Annotated in this window: 23 protein-coding genes; 18 read left to right on the top strand and 5 right to left on the bottom strand. The window is 62.8% G+C overall.

The window, feature by feature from the left end:
- Window positions 1-22: 22 nt before the first annotated feature.
- Together AC0L2K_RS07280 and AC0L2K_RS07275 are read right to left on the bottom strand one after the other, a co-directional pair.
- Window positions 23-1,309, bottom strand: coding sequence for a dihydroorotase (locus AC0L2K_RS07280; protein ID WP_473530995.1), 1,287 nt, complete (start codon window positions 1,307-1,309; stop codon window positions 23-25).
- Window positions 1,306-2,271, bottom strand: coding sequence for an aspartate carbamoyltransferase catalytic subunit (locus AC0L2K_RS07275; protein ID WP_128168134.1), 966 nt, complete (start codon window positions 2,269-2,271; stop codon window positions 1,306-1,308). Before AC0L2K_RS07275 ends, AC0L2K_RS07280 begins: the two co-directional genes overlap by 4 nt.
- A 158-nt stretch (window positions 2,272-2,429) precedes the next feature.
- On the opposite strand from AC0L2K_RS07275, the gene AC0L2K_RS07270 reads away from it, so the two are divergent.
- The gene (locus AC0L2K_RS07270; protein WP_023801194.1) at window positions 2,430-4,058 is read left to right on the top strand and encodes a DNA alkylation response protein; all 1,629 of its coding nucleotides are present in this window, start codon (window positions 2,430-2,432) and stop codon (window positions 4,056-4,058) included.
- Window positions 4,059-4,514: 456 nt separating this feature from the next.
- Window positions 4,515-4,856, top strand: coding sequence for a DUF6105 family protein (locus tag AC0L2K_RS07265; protein WP_473530994.1), 342 nt, complete (start codon window positions 4,515-4,517; stop codon window positions 4,854-4,856).
- Here AC0L2K_RS07265 and ruvX read toward each other — a convergent pair.
- Window positions 4,823-5,308 carry a Holliday junction resolvase RuvX gene (gene ruvX, locus AC0L2K_RS07260; protein ID WP_473530993.1) on the bottom strand — a complete coding sequence of 162 codons (486 nt, stop codon included), beginning with the start codon at window positions 5,306-5,308 and terminating at the stop codon, window positions 4,823-4,825. The two genes, AC0L2K_RS07265 and ruvX, sit on opposite strands and share 34 nt — an antisense overlap.
- A 100-nt stretch (window positions 5,309-5,408) precedes the next feature.
- On the opposite strand from ruvX, the gene AC0L2K_RS07255 reads away from it, so the two are divergent.
- From AC0L2K_RS07255 to AC0L2K_RS07235, 5 genes are all read left to right on the top strand, one after another.
- Entirely contained in the window at window positions 5,409-6,116 is a 708-nt protein-coding gene (locus AC0L2K_RS07255; RefSeq protein ID WP_473530992.1) for a metal-dependent hydrolase, read from the top strand.
- Between the two features lie 38 nt (window positions 6,117-6,154).
- Window positions 6,155-6,571 carry a hypothetical protein gene (locus AC0L2K_RS07250; protein WP_128172397.1) on the top strand — a complete coding sequence of 139 codons (417 nt, stop codon included), beginning with the start codon at window positions 6,155-6,157 and terminating at the stop codon, window positions 6,569-6,571.
- A 92-nt stretch (window positions 6,572-6,663) separates the two neighbouring features.
- Window positions 6,664-6,951: an Asp-tRNA(Asn)/Glu-tRNA(Gln) amidotransferase subunit GatC gene (gatC, locus tag AC0L2K_RS07245; RefSeq protein WP_473530991.1), complete on the top strand. Its 288-nt coding sequence runs from the start codon at window positions 6,664-6,666 to the stop codon at window positions 6,949-6,951.
- A gap of 7 nt (window positions 6,952-6,958) precedes the next feature.
- Window positions 6,959-7,417: a GNAT family N-acetyltransferase gene (locus AC0L2K_RS07240; protein WP_023801201.1), complete on the top strand. Its 459-nt coding sequence runs from the start codon at window positions 6,959-6,961 to the stop codon at window positions 7,415-7,417.
- The gene (locus AC0L2K_RS07235) at window positions 7,417-8,982 is read left to right on the top strand and encodes an amidase (protein ID WP_473530990.1); all 1,566 of its coding nucleotides are present in this window, start codon (window positions 7,417-7,419) and stop codon (window positions 8,980-8,982) included. Before AC0L2K_RS07240 ends, AC0L2K_RS07235 begins: the two co-directional genes overlap by 1 nt.
- Window positions 8,983-9,170: 188 nt before the next feature.
- Here the strand turns inward: AC0L2K_RS07235 and AC0L2K_RS07230 are convergent, their stop codons facing one another.
- Entirely contained in the window at window positions 9,171-9,926 is a 756-nt protein-coding gene (locus AC0L2K_RS07230; RefSeq protein ID WP_023801203.1) for a DUF599 domain-containing protein, read from the bottom strand.
- A gap of 161 nt (window positions 9,927-10,087) precedes the next feature.
- Here AC0L2K_RS07230 and AC0L2K_RS07225 point away from each other — a divergent pair, with 161 nt between their 5' ends.
- The 4 genes from AC0L2K_RS07225 (at window position 10,088) to AC0L2K_RS07210 (ending at window position 13,578) form a co-directional block, all read left to right on the top strand.
- Window positions 10,088-11,491 carry an L-serine ammonia-lyase gene (locus AC0L2K_RS07225; RefSeq protein WP_128168142.1) on the top strand — a complete coding sequence of 468 codons (1,404 nt, stop codon included), beginning with the start codon at window positions 10,088-10,090 and terminating at the stop codon, window positions 11,489-11,491.
- A 122-nt stretch (window positions 11,492-11,613) separates the two neighbouring features.
- Window positions 11,614-12,051, top strand: a complete 438-nt coding sequence (locus tag AC0L2K_RS07220) for a DUF1489 family protein (RefSeq protein WP_023801205.1) — start codon at window positions 11,614-11,616, stop codon at window positions 12,049-12,051.
- Between the two features lie 97 nt (window positions 12,052-12,148).
- Complete coding sequence (locus AC0L2K_RS07215; RefSeq protein ID WP_287174278.1) at window positions 12,149-12,880, top strand: VWA domain-containing protein; 732 nt, start codon at window positions 12,149-12,151, stop codon at window positions 12,878-12,880.
- On the top strand, window positions 12,877-13,578 hold the full coding sequence (locus AC0L2K_RS07210) for a DnaJ domain-containing protein (RefSeq protein WP_198032858.1): 702 nt from the start codon (window positions 12,877-12,879) through the stop codon (window positions 13,576-13,578). The genes AC0L2K_RS07215 and AC0L2K_RS07210 overlap by 4 nt, the downstream gene beginning before the upstream one ends.
- Window positions 13,579-13,622: 44 nt before the next feature.
- On the opposite strand, the gene AC0L2K_RS07205 is transcribed toward AC0L2K_RS07210, so the two are convergent.
- A complete protein-coding gene (locus AC0L2K_RS07205; protein WP_287174276.1) occupies window positions 13,623-14,945 on the bottom strand; it encodes a D-alanyl-D-alanine carboxypeptidase in 1,323 nt (440 codons plus the stop codon).
- Here AC0L2K_RS07205 and AC0L2K_RS07200 point away from each other — a divergent pair.
- The 7 genes from AC0L2K_RS07200 (at window position 14,923) to clpA (ending at window position 23,046) form a co-directional block, all read left to right on the top strand.
- Window positions 14,923-15,048, top strand: a complete 126-nt coding sequence (locus AC0L2K_RS07200; protein WP_280809885.1) for a hypothetical protein — start codon at window positions 14,923-14,925, stop codon at window positions 15,046-15,048. The two genes, AC0L2K_RS07205 and AC0L2K_RS07200, sit on opposite strands and share 23 nt — an antisense overlap.
- A gap of 334 nt (window positions 15,049-15,382) precedes the next feature.
- A complete protein-coding gene (locus AC0L2K_RS07195) occupies window positions 15,383-15,712 on the top strand; it encodes a phasin family protein (protein WP_287228651.1) in 330 nt (109 codons plus the stop codon).
- A 144-nt stretch (window positions 15,713-15,856) separates the two neighbouring features.
- Complete coding sequence (locus AC0L2K_RS07190; RefSeq protein ID WP_287174274.1) at window positions 15,857-16,924, top strand: ABC transporter ATP-binding protein; 1,068 nt, start codon at window positions 15,857-15,859, stop codon at window positions 16,922-16,924.
- A gap of 115 nt (window positions 16,925-17,039) precedes the next feature.
- The gene (locus AC0L2K_RS07185; RefSeq protein WP_128168145.1) at window positions 17,040-18,065 is read left to right on the top strand and encodes an extracellular solute-binding protein; all 1,026 of its coding nucleotides are present in this window, start codon (window positions 17,040-17,042) and stop codon (window positions 18,063-18,065) included.
- 44 nt (window positions 18,066-18,109) lie between these two features.
- Window positions 18,110-19,786 carry an ABC transporter permease gene (locus AC0L2K_RS07180; RefSeq protein ID WP_473530989.1) on the top strand — a complete coding sequence of 559 codons (1,677 nt, stop codon included), beginning with the start codon at window positions 18,110-18,112 and terminating at the stop codon, window positions 19,784-19,786.
- Window positions 19,787-20,247: 461 nt separating this feature from the next.
- Entirely contained in the window at window positions 20,248-20,574 is a 327-nt protein-coding gene (gene clpS / locus AC0L2K_RS07175; RefSeq protein WP_023801212.1) for an ATP-dependent Clp protease adapter ClpS, read from the top strand.
- A 6-nt stretch (window positions 20,575-20,580) separates the two neighbouring features.
- On the top strand, window positions 20,581-23,046 hold the full coding sequence (gene clpA / locus AC0L2K_RS07170) for an ATP-dependent Clp protease ATP-binding subunit ClpA (RefSeq protein ID WP_287228656.1): 2,466 nt from the start codon (window positions 20,581-20,583) through the stop codon (window positions 23,044-23,046).
- The last annotated feature ends 59 nt before the right edge of the window (window positions 23,047-23,105 follow it).

The raw sequence follows: 23,105 nt of genomic DNA, 5'->3' as shown, positions 1-23,105 counted from the left end.
GCATGCTTTTGCGCGACATGCATTAGGCCGAAAACACTGTGCGGCCCGCCACCATCGTTTGCAAGACTTTGCCCTGCAGCCGCGCGCCTTCGAAACAGGTGTTTTTCGAGCGCGAACGGATGCCGCTTTCGCTGACGATCCATGGCTCGTCGAGATCGACCAGCGCAAGGTCGGCGACCGCACCCGGCTTCAGCGTGCCGCCGGGCAGGCCGAACAGTCTTGCCGGCGCAGTGGACAACGTCTCAACCAACCTGAGCAGCGTCATATCGCCATTGTGGTAGAGCCGCAGCGCCGCGCCGAGCAGCGTTTCCAGTCCGATGGCACCGGCCGCGGCGTCGGCGAAAGGCAGCCGCTTGGTGTCGACGTCCTGCGGGTCGTGCGAGGATACGATGATGTCGATCGTGCCGTCCTTGACCGCCTCGATCATCGCCAGCCGGTCCTCCTCGGCGCGCAGCGGCGGCGTCAGCCGGAAGAAGGTGCGGTATTCGCCGACATCGTTCTCGTTGAGCGACAGATTGTGGATCGAGACGCCTGCTGTGACTTTGGCGCCGTCGGCCTTGGCCCTCGTTACCGCGTTTGCCGCCATCGCAGTCGAAATCTTGGCCGCGTGATAGGCGCCGCCAGTCAGCCGCGCCAGCGCAAGATCGCGCTCCAGCGGAATGGACTCGGCCTCGCGCGGAATGCCGGCAAGGCCGAGCCAGCTGGCATAGAGGCCTTCGTTCATGACGCCTGACGAAGCGAGGTCGGCGTCCTGGGTTTCATGCGCGATCACGCCGCCGAAATCGCGCGCATAGGTCAGCGCACGGCGCATCACCAGTGCGCTTGATATGGTGTGCCGGCCGTCAGTGAAGGCGATCGCGCCGGCCTCGCGCAGCAGGCCGAATTCGGTCATCTCGCGGCCTTCGAGCCCCTTGGTGATCGCCGCCGCCGGAAAGATATTGACGACGGCAGTGTCCTTGGCGGTGCGCAGCACGAATTCGACCAGCGCGACATTGTCGATCACCGGGTCGGTGTCGGGCATCATGACGATGGAAGTCACGCCGCCGGCCGCCGCCGCCAGGCTGGCCGAAGCGATGGTCTCGCGGTGCTCGCCGCCCGGTTCGCCGATGAAGACGCGCGCATCGATCAGGCCGGGAATGATTGCCTTGCCGTCGCAGTCGATGACATTAGCATCTTGCGGAGCGCCCTGGTTCAAGGCCGCCTTGCCGGCGGCGACGATCTTGCGGCCCTCGACAATGACGGTGCCGACCTCATCGATGCCGCGCGACGGATCGACGATGCGGACCCGGCTGAACACCGTTGTGCTCATGCGCCGCGGCCTTCATAATTGCGGCGGGGATCGAGCAGCGCTTCCATCACCGCCATGCGAACGGCAACACCCATCTCCACCTGTTCCTGGATGACGCTCTGCGGACCGTCGGCGATTTCCGAGGCGATCTCGACGCCGCGGTTCATCGGGCCGGGGTGCATGACCAGAGCGCCGTCCTTGGCCGCCTTCAGCTTCTCGGCGTCGAGGCCGAAATAGTGGAAATACTCACGCACCGAAGGCACGAAGGCCCCTTCCATGCGCTCGCGCTGCAGCCGCAGCATCATCACCACATCCGCGTCCTTGAGCCCTTCGGCCATCGAACGGGTGACGATCACGCCCATTTTCTCGATGCCGGCGGGCAAAAGCGTCGATGGCGCCACGACGCGCACCTGCGCGCCGAGCGCATTGAGCAGCATGATGTTGGAACGCGCCACGCGCGAATGCAGGATGTCGCCGCAGATCGCCACGATCAGCTTCGACAGCGGGCCCCTGGCGCGGCGGATGGTCAGCGCGTCGAGAAGCGCCTGCGTCGGGTGCTCATGGGCGCCGTCGCCGGCATTGATCACCGAGCAGCCGACCTTTTGCGCCAGCAGCGCGGCGGCACCCGCCGACTGGTGGCGGATGATCAGGATGTCGGGGTGCATGGCGTTCAGCGTCATCGCCGTGTCGATCAGCGTCTCGCCCTTCTTCACCGAGGAACTGGCCACCGACATGTTCATGACGTCGGCGCCGAGCCGTTTTCCGGCCAGTTCGAACGACGATTGCGTCCGTGTCGAAGCTTCGTAGAACAGATTGATCTGGGTGCGGCCACGCAGCGTCGAGGCCTTCTTCTCCGACTGCCGCGAGATCGCGACCGACCGGTCCGCCCTGTCCAGCAAAAGCTCGATGTCGGCGGGGGAAAGATCGCGGATGCCCAGAAGATGGCGATGAGGGTAGAGTGGCAGGGACGAAGCGTCGGTCATCTCAAGGCGCTGCTATAGGGTGGAGCACCTTTGGCTGCAAGCACCAGCTTTGGATTGCGGCCTTTCTCCCCGGTATTTTCGTCGCGCTCGTTGCGCGGCTTGGGCTATATCTAGCTGATGGCTTCGGATTCGTGGCCTTGTGATGATAAGGACAGTGTGTGACCGACGACGTGACGAACCAGCCGCCGCCGTTGGCAGGTGGCAACGCCTGGCGAGGCGATCCGTTGCTGATCCAGCTTGCCGAGCGTTTTTCCGATCCGGTGCGCAAGGATATCGATGGGCTTGGCCGTTTCGTGCTGACGCAGGAGGCGCAGGAACTGGCTCGCCTTGCCAATGTCGAGACGCCGAAGCTCAGGACCCATGACCGCCAGGGCCGGCGCATCGATCTGGTCGAGTTCCATCCAGCCTATCATGCGCTGATGCGCCGGTCGGTCGCGAACGGGCTGCATTCGTCGGTCTGGGAAAATGGCGATGCCGAGATCGGCCGCCGCCATCAGGTGCGCGCCGCCCGTTTCTACCTGACGGCGCAGCTCGAAACCGGGCATCTCTGTCCCATCACCATGACCAGCGCCTCGCTGGCAGCGCTGATGGCAAGCCCAAAACTGTTTCGCGAATGGGCGCCGCGGGTGACGACACGCAAATACGACCAGAGCCAGAAGCCGCCGGTCGAAAAAGCCGGGCTGACGCTCGGCATGGGCATGACCGAGAAGCAGGGCGGCACCGACGTCCGCGCCAACGTCACCAGGGCCGAGCGCGCCGGCAGCAGTTTCTATCGGCTGACCGGCCACAAATGGTTCATGTCGGCGCCGATGTCGGATGCGTTCCTGGTGCTTGGACAGGCGCCGGAAGGACTTTCGTGCTTTCTCGTTCCGCGCATTCTCGGCGATGGCTCGGGCAACGGCTTCCGCTTCCAGCGGCTGAAGGACAAGCTTGGCAACCGCTCCAACGCCTCGTCCGAAGTCGAGTTCGTCAATGCTATCGGCGAGATGGTCGGCGAGCCCGGGGCAGGCGTCAAGACGATCATGGATATGGTGACGCTGACCCGGCTCGACTGCGCGATCGCCTCGTCGGCGATCATGCGAGCCGGGCTGGCCGAAGCCGTCCACCACACCCGTCACCGCCAGGTGTTTGGAACCAATCTGATCGAGCAGCCGCTGATGCAGCGCGTGCTGGCCGACATGGCGCTCGACGTCGCCGCCGCCACCGCGCTGTCATTCCGACTGGCGCGCTCTTTCGACGAGGCGGCCGGCGACCGCGGCGAGGCGGCTTTTGCGCGCGCCATGACGCCGGTCGTCAAATACTGGGTCTGCAAGATCGCACCGCCGCTGCTCTATGAGGCGATGGAGTGCCTCGGCGGCAATGGCTATGTCGAAGAGGCGCCGCTCGCCCGCTACTATCGCGAAGCTCCGGTCAACGCGATCTGGGAGGGATCCGGCAACGTCATGGCGCTCGACGTGCTGCGCGTGCTGGGGCGTGCACCCGGCCTGTTCGAGGAGGTGCTGGCCGGCATCGATCGCGATCTCGGCGCCGGCGGGCGCGGCACCGTCGGTGTGCTCAAGGCAGCAATGCAGGTCGCGGCAACCGATGAGGGCTCGGCGCGTCTGCTCACCGAGCAACTGGCGCTGTCGGCGGCGGCGGCGGAGCTTCGCAGGCTGGGGGCAGGGCGGATCGCCGACGCCTTCGTCGAGACGCGCCTCGCCGGCCAGTGGCGCAACACCTATGGCATGCTCGATTCACGCCATGACGCGCGTATGATCATCGACACGCTGTACCCACCGGTCACCTGAAGCGACTTCGGCAAGGTTTCTCGTCGTTTGTCGCGCCGCTAGATGATTGCGAGAGCACAGGGGCGCCGTTGATCGATGGTACGACTTCGAGCAAAAAGCCACGGAAGAAGCGTTGAAGACCTGGTGCGCGGATAACGACATCAAGGTCAGCAGCTGAAGTTGAGGTATCAAGCGTCTGGTGGTGTCAGATCGTTCCGATGACTGGCCCAGGGCCTATTGGGGAGCGGGCGAAATCCACGTCCAAGCCACGGTATCAGGCGAGATAACGCTCACCGCCGCTGTGGATGACCGTTAACCTTAACAAATGGTTTCCATTGCAGCGGCAGGCCGCAAAGCCCACTGTCCTGTCTACGGAAGCAGGAACGCTATGCGGCATATATTGAGCTCCTCGATGGCGAAGGCGGCGGCGCACAACTCGGCGCTCTCGCGCATTTCAGGCAGCCTGGACGCGACCTTGTGGCCGGACACGAACTTGAGGGACCGCTGATGCGCACCTTGTTCGCGCTATGGGCGACGCCGCTCGCCCTGTTCTGGGGCTGGTTCTTCCTGTCGCTCAACGACATCAATTTCGGCTACGTCATGCTGAGCCGCCAATTGCATGACCTCGTCTTCCAGCTCTATGGCGAGATGCTTGGCATCGATCCGGCGCTCATTCCGGGCATGGTGGCAAAGGCCTGCATCCTCGACAGCCTGCTGCTCATGGCGTTTTGGGCGTTTCGCCGACGCCGGGTGATCGGTGGCTGGATCAGGATAATGCGCGACCGCTATTTCGACCAGGCGTCGACGCCGAGCGTCTGAAGCCGGTCGAGCGCGCCCTGCAGAATGAAGGCCGCCGCGGCCGAATCGATCTTGCCGGCGCGTTTGCGGCGCGAAAAATCCATCTCGATCAGCGTCCGCTCGGCCGCCACCGTCGACAGCCGCTCGTCCCACAAGACGAAGGGCAGGTCGGTCACACCAGCCATGTTACGGGCGAAGGCGCGGGATTTCTGGGCGCGCGGGCCCTCCGACCCGTCCATGTTGACCGGCAGGCCGAGCACCACGGCCCCGACATTCTCTTTCTGCAGCAAGGCGAGCAGCACTGCGGCATCCAGCGAGAATTTCCTGCGCATGATGACGGGACGCGGGTGGGCGAAGGCAAAGCCCCGGTCGGAAACCGCCACGCCAATCGTCTTGTCGCCAAGGTCGAGCCCGGCCAGCGTCTTGCCGCCGCCGAGCCGCGCCGGCAACTCCTCGATGGTGATGATGCTCAACGGCTTTCCTCGAACCATACGCCGCAATGGACGCTGTGGGACTTTAATTTCACTGCCGGCGTTCTATCCTTTGGCGAAGCAAAAATCGAGGAAGGCATTCATGAAACTGACCTGGTACGGACATTCCGCATTTCGCGTCGAAACCGCCGAGGCGAAAATCCTCATCGATCCCTACCTGATCGGCAATCCGTCATGGACGGGCGGCTGGGAAGAGCCGGCGGAAGGGGTCACGCATGTGCTGTTGACCCACGGCCACAGCGACCACATCAGCGGTGCGCTCGAAGTGCTCGGGAAAAGCGGCGCCATGCTGGTCGCCAATTTCGAGGTCTGCATGTACCTGGTCGGCAAGGGTGTCAGCGACAAGAAGATCAATCCGGGTAATATCGGCGGCACGATCGATTGCGGCGGCTTCACCACCACCTTCGTCCAGGCGCTGCATTCCTCGTCGTCCCCGGGCGACAAGGGCCAGAACACCTATCTCGGCAATCCCGGCGGGCTGGTGCTGCATTTCCAGGAAGACAAGACGCTCTACCATATGGGCGACACCGACATCTTTTCCGACATGGCGCTGATCAATGAACTGCATGAGCCGAAGATCGGCATCGTGCCGATCGGCGACCGCTTCACCATGGGCGGCGCGGTGGCAGCCCTTGCCTGCCGGCGCTTCTTTCAGTTCGAGACGGTCATTCCCAGTCACTTCGGCACGTTTCCGATCATCGACCAGACCGCCGACAAGTTTGTCGCGGGGCTGGAGGGTTCCGGCGTGAAGGTGGCGTTGCCGGAGATCGGCGGGACGATTAGCTTGTAGAAGACGCTAGGTATAAGGCGCCAAAATGGAGTGAAAACATGGTTTTGAGGGGCTTTCTTTTCATTTCTGTTCTTTCTGTGGCCTCCCCGGCTCCCGCCGCGGAGGACTTCATCAAAGGCGTCTATCTCCAGTCCGAGGAGCTTTGTACGCAGGCCAAGAAGTACACACTGGAGGCGCTGATCGACGCCGGCAACATCGTGCTCTCGGCGCGTGGCCTGCAAAGCGTCGAATACGATTGCGAGTTCCTTCAGATCAGCAAGGCGACGCTATCGCCGAGTTGGGCGGTGACAGCCATATGTCAGGAGCCGGGACATGTCTTTCCGGACGTTCTCTCCGTAACGCAATTGAGCCCGAAGCAGATCGATCTGGTTTCGGTCCGACCTGCGGAAGACGAAAGCGAGGCGAGCGGCAACAGCGGCAGCTTTTTCCTCTGCGACGGTGTGGCCCTGCCATAGACCTTCTGGCTGAGTTCTCGGCACGATGCATGTTGCGCGGCACGCGCCGCGCCGCTATAGCGCGGACTGGTTTTCCCGAGGCACAAGCAAATATGCCCGTTGATCTGCAGACAGTGAAGCGCGTCGCGCGTCTCGCCCGCATTGCGGTGAGCGAGGCGGATGCCGAGCGCATGACCGGCGAGTTGAACGCCATTCTCGGCTTTGTCGAGCAGTTGAACGAGGTCGACGTCGCCGGCGTCGAGCCGATGACGTCGGTCATTCCGATGGAGATGAAGAAGCGCCCGGACGTCGTCACCGACGGCAGCAAGGCGGCCGACATCGTCGCCAACGCACCGGCGACCGAAGAGAATTTCTTCCTCGTTCCGAAGGTCGTGGAGTAGCGGGCCGATGGCAATCGAGATCGCCATCGAAACGCCGCTGCAGGACGACGTGCGCGGGCTGGTCAAGGAGCTCAACGACACGCTGCTGGAACTGACGCCGCCGGAGCACTGCTCCCACATGACCGTCGAGCAGATGGCCGACAACGACACGACTGTCTTCATCGCTCGTGACAACGGCCTCGCCATCGGCTGCGGCGCGCTGAAACGCCATGACGGCGCCGTCGGCGAGGTCAAGCGCATGTACACGCGGCCTTCGCATCGCGGGCAGAAGATCGGCGCCGGGATCGTCGAGCGAATCGAGGCGCTGGCGCGCAATGAAGGACTGAAGCGTCTGGTGCTGGAAACCGGCGACCGCCATCCGGCTGCGTGGACCGTCTATGAACGCGCCGGATTTTCGCGCTGCGGCCCGGTGCTGGACTATCCCGATTCCGGGTGGTCGGTGTTTTACGAAAAGAGCCTTGCCTGATGAGCGACCTGACCCACCTGACGATTTCGCAGGCCCGCGCCAAGCTGCGCGCCCGGGAAATCACCGCAACCGAGATCACCGAAGCCTATCTCCAGGCAATCGAGCGGGCCAATCCGGCGCTCAATGCCTATGTCGTCGTAACCGATGACAAGGCGCGCGACATGGCCAGGGCCTCGGACGCAAAGCTTGCGAAGGGCGAGGGCGGGTCGCTCGAAGGCATTCCGCTCGGCGTCAAGGACCTGTTCGGCACCGAAGGCATCCACACCCAAGCCTGCAGCCATGTGCTGGACGGCTTCAAGCCGCACTACGAATCGACCGTCACTGCCAATCTGTGGGCCGACGGCGCCGTCATGCTCGGCAAGCTCAACATGGACGAGTTCGCCATGGGCTCGTCCAATGAGAGCTCCTACTACGGCCCGGTCGTCAATCCATGGCGGCGTTCGCGCGTCGACACGATGGTGATGCCGACCACGCATCAGGGCGATGGCGGTTTTGTCTCGGCCGGCGGCACCAGGACCGCGCGTACGCTGGATAACGCCCAGCTCGTGCCGGGCGGCTCGTCGGGTGGCTCGGCCTCCGCCGTTTCGGCGTTCCTGTGTGCCGGCGCCGCCGCCACCGACACCGGCGGCTCGATCCGCCAGCCCGCCGCCTTCACCGGCACGGTCGGCATCAAGCCGACCTACGGCCGCTGCTCGCGCTGGGGCATCGTCGCCTTCGCTTCGTCGCTCGACCAGGCCGGTCCGATCGCCCGCGACGTGCGTGACGCCGCGATTCTCTTGAAATCCATGGCCTCGGTCGATCCGAAGGACACCACCTCGGTCGACCGCCCGGTGCCGGATTACGAGGCGGCGATCGGCAAGCCGATCAAGGGCATGAAGGTCGGCATCCCGAGGGAATACCGCGTCGACGGCATGCCCGACGAGATCGAGGCGCTGTGGCAGAAGGGCATTGCCTGGCTGAAAGATGCCGGCGCCGAGATCGTCGACATTTCGCTTCCGCATACCAAATATGCGCTGCCGGCCTATTATATCGTCGCGCCCGCCGAAGCCTCGTCGAACCTAGCCCGCTATGACGGCGTCCGCTACGGGTTGCGCGTGCCGGGCAAGGACATCGTCGACATGTACGAGAAGACCCGCGCCGCCGGCTTCGGCCGCGAGGTCAAGCGCCGCATCATGATCGGCACCTATGTGCTCTCCGCCGGCTACTACGACGCCTACTATCTGCAGGCGCAGAAGGTGCGCAACCTCATCAAGCGGGATTTCGAAAATGCATTCACTGCCGGCGTCGACGTCATCCTGACGCCGGCGACGCCGTCGGCGGCCTTCGGCATCGCCGACGAGGACATGGCCGCCGACCCGGTCAAGATGTACCTCAACGACATCTTCACGGTGACCGTGAACATGGCCGGACTGCCGGGCATCGCCGTGCCCGCAGGGCTCGACGCCAAGGGCCTGCCGCTCGGCCTGCAGCTCATCGGCCGGCCGTTTGACGAGGAAACCTTGTGCCAGACCGCCCATGTCATCGAACAGGCTGCGGGTACGTTCCAGCCGGAAAAGTGGTGGTAGTGTCGTCTCCCACCTGAAGGGGTGAGGGATGTTCTAACATCTTTCCAAGGTCTTCTGGCTCCTCGTCCAGCCGTTGAATCTGGCGATCCGCACCTCCGGCAAGGAAGGCATCGGCCTGTCTCGCGACGATCCCTTCGTTTCGCTGCAGCTACCAGCACGGCGGTCCGCGAATGGACCGGGCTCGTCGCCTACCGGCTGTCGGGCCGCATCGATCGGCTTTTTCCCGGACCGGGTGTCGGCTCGGGCGGCTGACCAATCACGGCTTGCCGCGCCGCCGAGAAGAACTGGCGACGCACCAGAACCGCCAGCAACAGCAGCGTCGACAGCACGAATACTTTTGGGTCGACGAACCAGCCGAGATAGCCGATCGAGAAGAACACGCCGCGCATGCCGGAATTGAAATGTTTTCCGGCCAGCATGTTCATGCGCGCCGCCCGCCATACCGCCGTCTCGCTGACCGGGTTGCGTGAAGCCTCGCCGTGCGGGATCGGCACCGCACCGATCAGAATCGAGCAATAGTTGAACAGCCGGTAGGCCCAGCCGAACTTGAAAAAGGAATAGGCAAGGATCAGCACCAATCCGAACACCTTCATCTGAAAGGCGGAGCGGGACGACGTCGCGCCGAGCGGCAGGTCGCTCAGCACCGAAACAACCTGATCGGAGGCGCCGAGCAGGGCAAAACAGCCGCCGATCGCAATCAGCGAACTGGAGGCGAAGAAGGCGGTTCCCTGTTGAAGGCCGGCCATGATGGCGGTGTCGACAATGCGGACCTCGCGTTCGGCCATGTTCCGCATCCAGGCTTGACGCTGGACGTTCATCGCCGTCGTCAGCGACATGCGCCTGACCAGCTTTCCGTCGGAGGCGAGCGTATGCAGCACCCACACGAAAACGAAGAAGGCAAGCGCAACGAGGTCTGCCGTCGACAAATGGAAGGAATCGCCCATGCAACCCTCTTACCACAAGCGGTGGCGGCGCTTCGATGGCGGAACGCAACGATGTCGCTGCCGGAGCAAACAAGGTCGGCAGGTGCAGCGCCGCAATCTTCGAAAGAGCGGAAACATCACAGGAATTCCTATATATAGATTCCAACAGGAGAGAGCGGCGCGTGTTCCTTTCGGTTTTCGACCTGTTCAAGATCGGCATTGGACCATCGAGTTCGCACACGATGGGACCGATGACGGCTGCGCGGCGTTTTCTCGACGAGGTCGCGGGAGATGACTGGCCACGCCCGGTCGGCGCCAAGGTCGACCGCATCGCCGCCAGCCTGCACGGCTCGCTTGCCTATACCGGCATCGGCCATGGTTCAGATCGCGCCGTCGTGCTCGGGCTTGCCGGCCAGACGCCGCAGACGGTAGACCCCGATCAGGCGGACGGCATCGTCGACCGCATCGCCGCCGAGAAGCGGATTTCGCCGCCCGGCCATCCGTCCTATCGCTTCGACCCGGCGACGGATCTGGTGCTGGATCGCAAGACGCCGCTTTCCGGCCACGCCAACGGCATGGCTTTCTCTGCCTATGATGCCGACGACCGCCTGCTGCTCAAGCGCATCTACTATTCGATCGGCGGCGGCTTCGTGGTTTCCGAAGAAGAGCTGCAGCGGATGAAGGCGAAGGGCTCGGTGACGACGGAAGGCAAAAACGTTCCATACCCCTTCAAGAACGCTGTCGAGATGCTGTCGATGGCCGCGAAAAGCGGTCTTTCCATCGCCGACATGAAGCGCGTCAACGAAGAGACGCAGATGTCGCGCGAAGAGCTCGACGCCGGCCTCGACGGCATCTGGAGCGCGATGAAGAGCTGCATCGAGCGCGGCCTGTCGCAGGACGGCATCATGCCGGGCGGCCTGAAGGTGCGCCGACGCGCGCGACAATTGCATGACAAGCTGCAGGAGCAGTGGCGGCAGAACCGGCCCAATCCGCTGCTCGCCAACGACTGGCTGTCGATCTATGCCATGGCGGTGAACGAGGAGAATGCCGCCGGCGGGCGCGTCGTCACCGCGCCGACCAATGGTGCTGCAGGCACGCTGCCGGCGGTGCTGCGCTACTGGCTGCATTTCCATCCCGAGGCCGACCAGCCGAGCATCCGCGATTTCCTGCTGACCGCAGCAGCGGTCGGCGGCATCATCAAGACCAACGCTTCGATCTCGGGCGCCGAGGTCGGCTGCCAGGGCGAGGTCGGTTCGGCCTCGGCGATGGCGGCAGCGGGGCTGTGCGCCGTGATGGGCGGCACGCCTGAGCAGGTCGAGAACGCCGCCGAGATCGCGCTTGAGCATCATCTCGGCATGACCTGCGATCCGGTCGGCGGGCTGGTGCAGGTGCCTTGCATCGAGCGCAACGCGCTCGGCGCCGTCAAGGCGGTGACTGCCGCGTCGCTGGCCATCAAGGGCGACGGCGTTCATTTCGTGCCGCTCGATGCCGCGATCGAGACCATGCGCCAGACCGGCCTCGACATGAACGAGAAATACAAGGAAACCAGCCTCGGCGGACTGGCCGTCAATATCGTGGAATGCTGAGCCAAACCTTGCACTGTGGATTGGCGCCGTGGAGAACAGCGGCACTGTGGAGAAAGTCGGCACTGTGGAGAAAGTCGATTGGGCCAGTTGACGCCTTCGCGCGCCGGACTAAACCTTGATCCATGTCCCTCAATCTCATAAAGCTCTGCGTTGGCTGCGACAGCGTCGAAGATCTCGAAGAGTGGATCGCGTTCCGCCTCGACGAACGGCGGCGCGCCGGTGAACCGGTCGAGCACTACCACACCACCCGCATGACGCCGACGCGCAGCGCCGAGGTCACCGATGGCGGTTCCCTCTACTGGGTAATCAAGGGCAACGTGCAGTGCCGCCAGTTGATCACCGAAATCCGTCCTTTCACCGATGACGAGGGTATCGGCCGCTGTCACCTGATCCTCGATCCCGCGGTCGTGCCGACTGAATGGCAGCCGCGCCGCGCCTTTCAAGGCTGGCGCTATTTGAAACCGTCGGACGCACCGGCCGATCTCTCCAAGGGCAAAGCGGGATTGGTCGAAATGCCGCCGAAACTCAGGCGCGAGCTTGCCGATCTCGGCCTTCTCTAGGAAGGCCCCAAAATTCAAAGCTGCGGTGATCGCCGGCCCTCCAGATAGCCTCATGCTGGGCTTGCAAGCTGTGCGACAACGCCACATCTTGAATGTCATGAGCGACAAGAAGCAGCCCGTGCCCGCAAAGGCCAATCCTGCGCCGGTCGAATCCCAATCGAGCACCGGCGAGATCGACGCGTTTATCCGTCAGGCAAGGACGCTGGCTGCGTCCGCGACCGGTACTGGCAGGCTGATCCTTTCCCTCGACGCGACCATGAGCCGCCAGCCGACCTGGGATCTCGCCTGTGCGCTGCAGGGCGAGATGTTCGACGCCGTCGGCAAGGCCGGGGCGCTCAAGGTCCAACTGGTCTATTTTCGCGGTTTTGGCGAGTGCCGCTCATCCGCATTCGTCACCGATACGAACGCGCTGAAGCAGCTGATGACGCGGATCGAATGCCGCAGCGGCCACACCCAGATCGGCAAGGTGCTCGCCCATGCGCTGAAACAGACGGCGGCGGCCAAGGTCAACGCCCTGGTCTATATCGGCGACGCGATGGAGGAAAATATCGACGATCTGGCGGAAAAGGCCGGCAGCCTCGGCCTGCACGGCGTTCCTGTCTTCGTCTTTCAGGAGGGCCATGATGCTGGCGCGGAAAAGGCGTTCAAGGATATTGCGCGGCTGTCCAAAGGCGCCTGGTTCCGATTTGATCGGCGGGCCGCCGCAACCTTGGCCAGCCTGCTATCGGCGGTTGCGGTGTTTGCGACGGGCGGGCTGAAGGCTCTGGAGGCCAGGGGCAGGCCGGAAGACCGGCTGCTGATCGAGCATCTGCGGAGCGGCAGGAAATGATGGGCGCGACTATCGCATTCGTGGCGTTGCTTTTGGTGCTGCTCGGCGTGGCCATGGTGTTTCTGCGCTCCGACCCCGCGAAACTCGCAAGCTGGATGAGGACGCTTGGGCCTGTCCTGCTGGCGCTGATCGGCGTCGCCGCGCTTCTGGTTGGACGCGCAGGCATCGGCGGCTTGATCCTGTCGACGGCGCTCGCCTGGTATGGCTCGATGCGGATGAAGCGGCCGACGGCGAAACTGGAGCCGGGCAAGTATTCGACGGTGCGCACCGCGGCCCTCGAAATGGAGCTTGATCACGATACCGGCAATCTGGAGGGGCTCGTGCTCGCCGGCCGCCATGAAGGCAAGATGCTAGGCACGATGAGCCTTGCGGAATTGCAGCAGCTTTATCGCGAACTCCCCGGCGACCCGGAGAGCCGCCAGCTGCTAGAGACGTATCTTGACGGCAGATTTCCCATCTGGCGCAAAGACGCGGAGGCGAATGGTGGCGACGGGCTGGGTGTTTCGCCAGGTTCGGGCGCCATGACTAAGGAGGAGGCCTACAAGATCCTTGGTCTTGAAGCGGGGGCCGCCGCGGCGGATGTCCGCAAGGCGCACCGCCGCCTGATGCAGCGCCTGCACCCCGATCTCGGCGGCACTTCGTTTCTGGCGGCGCGGATCAACGAAGCCAAGGACGTCTTGCTCTCCAATCACAACTAGTCTCCTTCGACGCAGAATTCTTCCGGGAGATGTTTCGACGCCGCCTACTGGTGGACGGCGTAGCACTCGATTTTCTTTTTCTTCAGGGCGTTGCAGGCTTTCGAGGCGGCAGTCTTCGAGCCAAAGCCGAACCGGGCGCGATAGTAGGTGACGCCGCCCTTCTCGAAGGCGACGGTGAAGCCCACAGCATCGGCCAGGACCGAAGGCGCCTGTTTGCTCGTCTCGTCCAGGAGAGCCTGGGCTTCGGACTGTTTTGGCGAAGAGGCGACCTGGACTGCCCAGCCGGACGGCACCGATGCCGTGTTGACGGGATCGACCGTTGCCGGTTCGCCATAGGCTGCTGCGACCCGTGCGGTCGCCACATCGTCCGCCGTAGCGGCGGCCACTGTTTCGACCTTCCTGGTCTGGGAGACGGGCCTGGTCTCAACGACGGGGGTGGCTTCTTCAACGACGGGCTCGGTTTCCTCCACCAGGGAGGCAATGGCATCGCCGTCCGGGGCCTCGTTGTACGCCGCATCGTCGTCCGGCCTGCTGTCCGGCGTCGGCGCGTCGCGCTTGGGCAGGAATACTTTCGCCAGCGCGGTGATCGGGTTGCCACCACTGGCCTTGGCGATCAGCATGCCGCTGCCGCGCGACGACGCCTTCGGCAGGTAGGTTTTGATCAATGCGGCCATCTGGTTGTCGCGGCTGCCGCCGGATTTCCCGCCTATGACCACCGCGACGATGCGGCGATCGCCGTCGTCGACCGAGGAAACGAGATTGTAGCCGGAGGCGCGGGTGTAACCAGTCTTGATGCCATCGACGCCCTTGATGCGTCCAAGCAGGCGGTTGTGGCCGTTGATGCGCCTGCGGCCGTAGAGAAAGGAACGCTGCGAGAAATAGCTGTAATACTGGGGAAAATGCTCCCGCAGCGCGATGCCGAGCACCGCCATGTCGCGCGCGGTGGTGAACTGACCGGGATTTGGCAAGCCGTGGGCGTTGCGGAAAACAGTCCCCTTCATGCCCAGGGCCCGCGCCTTGGCCGTCATCATGTGGGCGAAATTGGCTTCATTGCCGCCGAGAAGTTCGCCGATTGCGGTTGCCGAGTCGTTTGCCGACTTGGTCACCATCGACAGGATCGCGGTCTCGACCGTGATCGCGCCGCCCCGTTTGACGCCGAGTTTGGTCGGCGGTTCGGCAGCGGCATTGGCCGAGAAGACGACCCGGGAGTTCTTGCCGATCTTGCCGTTCGCCATGGCCTCGAAGGCCAGGTAAAGCGTCATCATTTTGGTGAGCGAGGCGGGATAGCGTCGGCCATCGGCATTCGAAGAGTAAAGCACCTTGCCGGTCTTGGCGTCGATGACGATGGCCGCCGACCTCGCCGCCATGGACGAAGCAGCTCCGGCAACGACGAATGTCATCGCCAAAGCGAGGATCATGATCGTTTTCAAGGAGGACGCGGATTTGGAGAGAATGCCCGACAACGCCTGACGCACCGATGGTTCCTTTGAATTTTTGTTGCGGTGGAGGCGGCAAAGGGGTCCTGCCTCACTTCAAGCCAAGCTATCGCGGCCGGCGTTACCAATCCGTTTATGGTAACCGCGGCGTTCACCATTTTCTTCGAGCTTGAGCTTTTCTTTATTCGAATCTTAGCCATTTCCCGACGGTTGCGCCGATCTGCTGGCCGGATGGCACTTGGTGAAACCCAGAGTCGGTGAAACCTTGACTTTTGTGCAGTGCACAATATATTACTTGCATTGCACAACGCGGCCCCGAGAAAAGGCCGCGTCCACCGCTCAAGGACAACTGGCAAGGGATTGCGTGAATGACCCAGACCTATGAAGATTTCAGCAAATACGGGAAGGAGTTTGCGGATAGCGGCTTGAAGAGCTTCGCATCCCTTTCCAAGGGCGCGCAGGCCCTCGCCACCGAGGCGGGCGAGTACACCAAGAAAAGCTTCGAGGCCGGCAGCGCAGCAGCCGAGAAACTTTTGTCGGCCAAGTCGCTGGAGAAGGCGATCGAGATCCAGTCCGATTTTGCCAGGCAGTCGTACGAAGCCTTCGTCACCGAAGCCACCAAGATCGGTGACCTCTATGCCGAACTCGCCAAGGAAGCCTACAAGCCGTTCGAATCGATCGTCGCAAAGGCGAAATAATCTCGCTACAAGATGTGAACACGGCCCTTGGGCCAGCAAGACGGACCCGGTCGCGAACGTGCGGCCGGGTTTTTTCATGGCAATTAAGTTTCCAGCCGATCGACGCTGATCTAAACAGCTATGAGCCAGCGTGTCGGAGGGCGAATGATGCATGGGTCGATAAATGATGCCGGCGCTCCGCTAACGCTGGAACACATCAGCCGATGCTTCGGCGACACCCAGGCGCTGGATGACGTTTCGCTGTCGATTGCGCCTGGAGAGATCGTCTGCCTGGTCGGCCAGTCCGGTTGCGGCAAATCCTCGCTTTTGCGGATCATTGCAGGCGTCGATACTGCGGACAGCGGAAGAATTCTGCTCAATGGCATTGAGATCGCGGGCGCGAACAGCTTTGTCGAGCCCGAAGACCGCAACATCGGATTCATGTTCCAGGATTATGCCCTGTTCCCGCACCTGACCGTCGAGGAGAACGTGGCCTTCGGCCTCAAGCGGCTGTCGCGGCGCGAGGCGAGCGCCCGTGCGGCCGAGGTGATCGCCCGAATCGGCATCCAGGCGCTTTCCGGCCGTTACCCACACACGCTTTCAGGTGGCGAGCAGCAGCGAGTCGCACTGGCGCGGGCGCTTGCCCCAAAACCCGTCATCCTGCTGATGGACGAGCCTTTCTCGAACCTTGATCGTGGCCTGCGGGAGCGGGTGCGCGAGGAGACCACTTCAACGTTGAGAGCCTTGGGGACGACGGCGATCCTCGTCACGCACGACCCGGAGGAGGCCCTTTCCGTCGGTGACCGGGTTGTGCTGATGCAGGAGGGGCGGGTTGTGCAGGTCGGGACGGGCTACGATATCTATGATCATCCCAACTCACTCTACGCCGCCGAATTCTTGTGCCCGTGCAACAGGGTAGAGGGCATCTACCGCGATGGCCGGGTCGAAACGGTGCTGGGCACCTTTCCAGCCCGGCTCGATCTTCCGGAAGGCGGCAAGGCGTTTGCCTGCATCCGCCCGCAGGCTGTCTGCCTTTCAGGTTCCGACGAAGGTCTGCCGGCGCTTGTCGTCAACCGCTCTTTTCTGGGTGAGATCGAACAATTGCTGGTCAGGATCGAGGGCGTTGCTGACCTCTTGCGCTTGCGCACCACCAGCCGGATCGATGTAAAGCCGGGTGAGCCGATCCATCTGACCATAGATCCAGGCGGCGTCCTGATATTCGCTGCGGCATAAGTCGCAAGCGCTTTGGTCGCAAAGTAACTTGACTAAATTACTCACATATGATCGAGCAATTCCCGGGCTGTCAACCAATGCCGGCCGCACCAATCAATTAATGGAGGACCGCTTCATGAAGAGCCTTTCCACATTGCGACTCGCCCTGGTGGGCGGCGTCTTCGCCCTCGCTGGCGGGGCCAGCGCCATGGCGGCCGAACTGAACATCTACACCACGCGTGAGCCTGGGCTGATCCAGCCGCTGCTTGACGCCTTCACCGCCTCGAGCGGCGTCAAGGTCAATACAGTCTTCATGAAAGATGGTCTGGCGGAGCGTGTGGCCTCGGAAGGGGAAAGCTCACCTGCCGATATTCTCATGACGGTCGATGTCGGCAACCTAGCTGACCTGGCCGAAAAAGGCCTGACGCAGCCGGTCGAGTCCGATGTTCTGAAAGCCGCGGTCCCGGAGAACCTGCGTGACCCGGCCAACAACTGGTTTGCTCTGTCGATGCGGGCCCGCGTACTCTACGCGGCCAAGGATCTCGATCTTGCCGCGTTCAACTACGAGGACCTGTCCGATCCAAAATGGAAGGGCAAGGTCTGCATCCGGTCCGGCCAGCATCCCTACAACACCGCTCTTTTTGCCGATTACATCGCACATAACGGCGCCGAGGCGACGGAAGCATGGCTTGCCGCCGTCAAGGGGAATCTCGCCCGCAAGGCGGGCGGCGGCGACCGCGATGTGGCCAAGGACATCCTCGGCGGCATTTGCCAGATAGGCATCGCCAATTCCTACTACGTCGGACTGATGCGCTCCGGCAAGGGCGGTGAGGAGCAGGTCGCCTGGGGCGACGCGATCAAGGTCGTCCTGACAACGTTCAAGGATGGCGGCACGCAGGTCAACGTCAGCGGCGCGGCCGTCGCAAAGCATGCGCCGAACAAGGGTGAGGCGGTCAAGCTGCTGGAATATCTGGTTTCCGACGACGCCCAGACACTCTATGCCAAGGCAAATTTCGAATACCCGGTCAAGGCCGGCGCTCCGATCGACCCGATCATCGCCTCGTTCGGCGCGTTGAAAGTCGATCCAGTGCCGATGACGGAAATCGTCAAGCATCGCAAGCAGGCAAGCGAACTGGCCGAGAAGGTCGGCTTCGACAACTGATGGGCGATCCGGGCGCGGGCAGTGCTGCGCCCGGTGATCTCCCGATGTCGGATGTCGACCTGCGAAGAGCCTCCACTGTGAAGGTCGCCCGGTACTGGTCCGGGCGACTGTGGTTCATGGCGACCGTGCTTGTCGCTGTGCTGGTGGCGACTCCGGTTCTCGCCCTTATCTGGCAGGCGCTGCGGGGATCGAGCGGGCTCTGGCCGCATCTCCTCGCCTATGTGCTGCCACAGGCCTTCCAGCAGACCACGGCGCTACTCATCGGCGTCGGTGTCCTCGTCACGCTTCTTGGCACCTCGACGGCCTGGCTTGTCACCGCCTATGACTTTCCCGGCCGCAGGTTTCTCGAATGGGCGCTGCTCCTCCCGCTCGCGGTGCCGACCTACATAATCGCCTACGTCTATCTCGATCTTCTCCATCCGATCGGCTTGGTCCAGGGTGCGCTCAGAGTGGCACTTGGCTTCACCAGCCCACACGAATTCCGCCTTCCCGACATCCGGTCGATGGCCGGCTGCATCGTGCTGCTCGGCTTCGTGCTCTATCCCTATGTGTACCTGACGACGCGGGCGATGTTTGTCACCCAGGCGGCCAATCTAGTCGAGGTGTCGCGCACGCTTGGAAGTGGCAAAGGCGGCGTCTTCTGGCGCGTTGCGCTGCCGCTGGCACGTCCGGCGATCGCCGTCGGCGTCAGCCTCGCGCTGATGGAGGCGCTGAACGACATCGGTGCCTCGGAGTTCCTGGGCGTGAAGACACTGACGGTCTCGGTCTACACGACATGGGTGACGCGGTCCGACCTGCCGGGCGCGGCGCAGATTGCGCTCGCCATGCTGTCATTGGTGGTCGCGCTCGTCACCATCGAGCGTTGGGCGCGCCGTCGTCAGCGTTATTGGTCGAGCGCACAAAAGGCGCGGAGTTTCACACCGCATCGTCTCGGCACCGTTTCGGGTCTGGTGGTTTTTGCGCTCGGCCTTCTGCCGGTGTTCATCGGGTTCATCGCCCCGGCGAGCTATCTTGTCGTCGAGGCGTGGAAGCGCGTCCGTTTCGCAGGGCTGTCGCCCCGGCTCTTGTCGGAAACGCTCAACACCGTCACCCTGTCGGCCATGGCCACGCTCGCAATCCTGCTCTTCGGCGTGATCATCGCCTATACGGCGCGCTCGCTTCCCGGCCGCGTCACGGCGGCTTTGCAGAGGGTTTCCACGGTCGGCTATGCGATGCCTGGCACCGTGGTGGCCATCGGAATATTGTTGCCCGTCGCGGCCCTCGATCAGATGATCGACCGAACCGCGCTAGCATGGCTGGGCGCGCCAACCGGCCTGCTGCTGATCGGGTCAGGAGCAGCGCTCGGCTACGCCTATGTCGCACGCTTCCTGGCGATTGCGGTCGGTTCGGTCGAGGCGGGCTTCAGCCGCATTCCGCGCTCGTTCGATCACGCCGCGCGCAGCCTCGGCCAGAATGTGACTGGCACATTCCGGCATATTCTTCTGCCGCTTTCGAAACCGTCGCTCGTCGCTGCGGGCTTGCTCGTGTTTGTCGATTGCATGAAGGAGTTGCCGGCGACGCTTCTGTTGAGGCCGCTTAATTTCGAGACCCTGGCGACGCATCTCTACGGCGAGGCGGCGCGCGGGACCTACGAGGAAGCCTCGATCGCGGCACTTGCCATAGTCCTCGTCGGCACCTTGCCTGTCGCTGTTCTCGCTCGTGTTGGAAGATGGAAATCCTAAGTGTGTCCGGCCTAAACAGACTCGCTGGCACCTAAAGCGCGTCTGAAGGGATCATGCGACTCCAGGTTCGTTATTCAGATGCATGTTGTTTCGTTAGCTGACGCATCTACGATAAATCGTAAGTGCTCCACGCCTATCGGATCGTGCCGCCAAAGCGACGGGTCGGAAAACCGCTCAACCTATCGACCGAAGCAGTGGGCAGCATGACAGAGTTCAGGCTTCGTTTTCCCTTGCCGTTGACTAGCGTACTTTCGATGCGATGCCCTCAATTTGAAATCAGGGGCTCTGCTGCCTTCACGATTTCGAAAAATCGGTCAAGTTTGGCCACCTAGCCATATTGTCAGCTAAACAGAAGGGCTTAAAATCGTTCATCGAAGACCTACATGTCGAACTCATATGGGGATTCGAAAAGGCAGGGTTACGTGACGACAGGTTTGACTGCCACAACAGATGTGGTGCGGATGCAAAACGGCAGCGACGGCAACGAGACCGGTCGCGGCACGGCCGTCATCACGCGCACTAAAACCAAGACCAAGAAGCCTAGCCTTTATCGGGTCCTCATTCTCAACGACGACTACACACCCATGGAATTCGTGGTTCACGTGCTGGAGCGCTTTTTCCAGAAGGACCGTGAAGCCGCCACACGCATCATGCTTCATGTTCACAATCATGGAGTGGGCGAGTGCGGGGTCTATACATTCGAGGTGGCCGAGACCAAAGTGTCTCAGGTCATGGATTTCGCCCGACAGAATCAGCATCCGCTGCAATGCGTGATGGAGAAGAAGTGAGGTAACATGCCGGCTTTCTCCCAAGGCCTGGAAAAGGCGCTTCACCAGGCGCTGACGCTCGCCAATGAGCGGCACCACGAATACGCAACCCTTGAACACTTGCTGCTCGCGCTCATCGACGACACCGAGGCGGCCGCGGTCATGCGCGCCTGCAACGTCGATCTTGACGAGTTGAAGCATACGGTTCTCACCTACATCGACACCGAGCTCGACAATCTCGTTACCGGCTATGACGAGGATTCCAAACCGACGGCCGGTTTCCAGCGCGTCATCCAGCGTGCGGTGATCCATGTGCAGTCGTCCGGCCGCGAGGAAGTCTCCGGCGCCAACGTGCTCGTTGCCATCTTCGCCGAGCGCGAGAGCCATGCCGCCTATTTCCTGCAAGAGCAGCAGATGACCCGCTACGACGCGGTCAACTACATCTCGCATGGCATCGCCAAGCGGCCCGGCGCATCCGAGACGCGGTCGCCGCGCGGCGCCGATGACGAGCAGGGCCAGAGCGGCGCCGAGCCGCAAGAGGACGGCGGCAAGAAAAAGCAGCAGCAGGACGCGCTGACCGCCTATTGCGTCAATCTGAACAACAAGGCCAAGGCCGGCAAGATCGATCCGCTGATCGGCCGCGAGTCCGAGATCAACCGCACCATCCAGGTGCTGTGCCGCCGCTCCAAGAACAATCCGCTCTATGTCGGCGACCCCGGCGTCGGCAAGACGGCGATCGCCGAGGGCCTCGCCAAGCGCATCGTCGAGGGCGACGTGCCGGAAGTGCTGCACAACGCCACCATCTTCGCGCTCGACATGGGAACATTGCTGGCCGGCACCCGCTATCGCGGTGATTTCGAGGAGCGGCTGAAGCAGGTCGTCAAGGAGCTCGAGGATTATCCGGGCGCGGTTCTGTTCATCGACGAGATCCACACCGTGATCGGGGCAGGAGCGACGTCTGGCGGCGCCATGGATGCGTCGAACCTGTTGAAGCCGGCGCTGTCGTCCGGAACGATCCGCTGCATCGGCTCAACCACCTACAAGGAGTTCCGCCAGTTCTTCGAGAAGGACCGCGCCTTGGTGCGGCGCTTCCAGAAGATCGACGTCAACGAACCGACCATCGAGGACGCCATCGAGATCATGAAGGGTCTCAAGCCGTATTTCGAGGAGTTCCACAAGGTTCGCTACACGGCTGAGGCGATCAAGGCTTCGGTCGAACTGTCGGCGCGCTACATCAACGACCGCAAGCTGCCGGACAAGGCGATCGACGTGATCGACGAGACCGGCGCCTCGCAAATGCTGGTGCCGGAGGCCAAGCGCAAGAAGACCATCGGCATCAAGGAGATCGAAGCGACGATCGCCACCATCGCCCGCATTCCGCCGAAGACGGTTTCCGCCGACGACGAGAAGGTGCTGGCCGGTCTAGACATCGAGCTGAAGCGCGTCGTCTACGGTCAGGACACCGCGATCACGGCTTTGACCTCGGCGATCAAGCTGGCGCGGGCCGGCCTGCGCGAACCGGAGAAGCCGATTGGCTCCTACCTGTTCTCGGGACCGACCGGCGTTGGCAAGACCGAAGTGGCAAAGCAGCTCGCGGCCTCGCTCGGTGTCGAGCTGATCCGCTTCGACATGTCCGAATATATGGAACGCCACACAGTCTCACGGCTGATCGGCGCGCCTCCCGGGTATGTCGGCTTCGACCAGGGCGGCCTGTTGACCGACGGCGTCGACCAGCATCCGCATTGCGTGCTGTTGCTGGACGAGGTCGAGAAGGCGCATCCGGATCTGTTCAACATCCTGTTGCAGGTCATGGACCATGGCAAGCTGACCGACCACAACGGCAAGCAGATCGACTTCCGCAATGTCATCCTGATCATGACCACCAATGCGGGCGCCTCGGATGCGCAGCGCGCGGCGATCGGTTTCGGCTCGACCAAGCGCGAAGGCGACGATGTCGAAGCGATCAACCGGCTGTTCACGCCGGAGTTCCGCAACCGTCTCGATGCGATCATCCCGTTCGGCTCGCTGCCGGTGCCGGTCATCCACCAGGTGGTGCAGAAGTTCGTCATGCAGCTCGAGGCCCAGCTCTCCGAGCGTGGCGTCACCTTCGACCTGTCGCAGGAGGCGATCGCCTGGCTGGCCGAGAAGGGCTATGACGAGCGCATGGGAGCACGGCCGCTCGGCCGCGTCATCCAGGAGCACATCAAGAAGCCGCTGGCCGACGAGGTGCTGTTCGGCAAGCTCAAGAAGGGCGGCACCGTGCGTGTCACCGTCGACAAGAAAGAGACCGGCGAAACCGGGCTGAAGCTCGAGTCGCTCGCCGACGAGGCGCCGGTCAAGCCGAAGAAGGAAGAACCGGACGACACGCCGAAGCCCAGGAAAGCTGCCGGCAAGAAGCCGACCGCGAAAAAGGCGGTCGCGCAGAAGGCGGAGCCCAAGGGCAAGGATGGCAGCAAGCGCAGCCTGGTGCCGCAACTGCCCCGCAAGGGATGATGGCCTGAAAACTAAAAAAGCCCCGGAAACGGGGCTTTTTTTGCTGGATGAAGAGCTGG

It is taken from the genome of Mesorhizobium sp. WSM4817, assembly GCF_055811135.1.
The sequence above is the reverse complement of the archived record's forward strand: the minus strand, read 5'-3'. Positions and strand labels throughout refer to the sequence as shown.

Excerpts from the sequence above, each read along its gene's own strand:
- AC0L2K_RS07280 (WP_473530995.1), bottom strand. The coding sequence starts at position 1,309 with ATGAGCACAACGGTGTTCAGCCGGGTCCGCATCGTCGATCCGTCGCGC.
- AC0L2K_RS07275 (WP_128168134.1), bottom strand. The coding sequence starts at position 2,271 with ATGACCGACGCTTCGTCCCTGCCACTCTACCCTCATCGCCATCTTCTG.
- AC0L2K_RS07255 (WP_473530992.1), top strand. The coding sequence starts at position 5,409 with ATGAAACTGACCTGGTACGGACATTCCGCATTTCGCGTCGAAACCGCC.
- AC0L2K_RS07250 (WP_128172397.1), top strand. The coding sequence starts at position 6,155 with ATGGTTTTGAGGGGCTTTCTTTTCATTTCTGTTCTTTCTGTGGCCTCC.
- gatC (WP_473530991.1), top strand. The coding sequence starts at position 6,664 with ATGCCCGTTGATCTGCAGACAGTGAAGCGCGTCGCGCGTCTCGCCCGC.
- AC0L2K_RS07240 (WP_023801201.1), top strand. The coding sequence starts at position 6,959 with ATGGCAATCGAGATCGCCATCGAAACGCCGCTGCAGGACGACGTGCGC.
- AC0L2K_RS07235 (WP_473530990.1), top strand. The coding sequence starts at position 7,417 with ATGAGCGACCTGACCCACCTGACGATTTCGCAGGCCCGCGCCAAGCTG.
- AC0L2K_RS07230 (WP_023801203.1), bottom strand. The coding sequence starts at position 9,926 with ATGGGCGATTCCTTCCATTTGTCGACGGCAGACCTCGTTGCGCTTGCC.
- AC0L2K_RS07220 (WP_023801205.1), top strand. The coding sequence starts at position 11,614 with ATGTCCCTCAATCTCATAAAGCTCTGCGTTGGCTGCGACAGCGTCGAA.
- AC0L2K_RS07215 (WP_287174278.1), top strand. The coding sequence starts at position 12,149 with ATGAGCGACAAGAAGCAGCCCGTGCCCGCAAAGGCCAATCCTGCGCCG.
- AC0L2K_RS07210 (WP_198032858.1), top strand. The coding sequence starts at position 12,877 with ATGATGGGCGCGACTATCGCATTCGTGGCGTTGCTTTTGGTGCTGCTC.
- AC0L2K_RS07200 (WP_280809885.1), top strand. The coding sequence starts at position 14,923 with ATGGCCGCCGACCTCGCCGCCATGGACGAAGCAGCTCCGGCAACGACG.
- AC0L2K_RS07205 (WP_287174276.1), bottom strand. The coding sequence starts at position 14,945 with ATGGCGGCGAGGTCGGCGGCCATCGTCATCGACGCCAAGACCGGCAAG.
- AC0L2K_RS07195 (WP_287228651.1), top strand. The coding sequence starts at position 15,383 with ATGACCCAGACCTATGAAGATTTCAGCAAATACGGGAAGGAGTTTGCG.
- AC0L2K_RS07190 (WP_287174274.1), top strand. The coding sequence starts at position 15,857 with ATGATGCATGGGTCGATAAATGATGCCGGCGCTCCGCTAACGCTGGAA.
- AC0L2K_RS07185 (WP_128168145.1), top strand. The coding sequence starts at position 17,040 with ATGAAGAGCCTTTCCACATTGCGACTCGCCCTGGTGGGCGGCGTCTTC.
- AC0L2K_RS07180 (WP_473530989.1), top strand. The coding sequence starts at position 18,110 with ATGTCGGATGTCGACCTGCGAAGAGCCTCCACTGTGAAGGTCGCCCGG.
- clpS (WP_023801212.1), top strand. The coding sequence starts at position 20,248 with ATGCAAAACGGCAGCGACGGCAACGAGACCGGTCGCGGCACGGCCGTC.
- clpA (WP_287228656.1), top strand. The coding sequence starts at position 20,581 with ATGCCGGCTTTCTCCCAAGGCCTGGAAAAGGCGCTTCACCAGGCGCTG.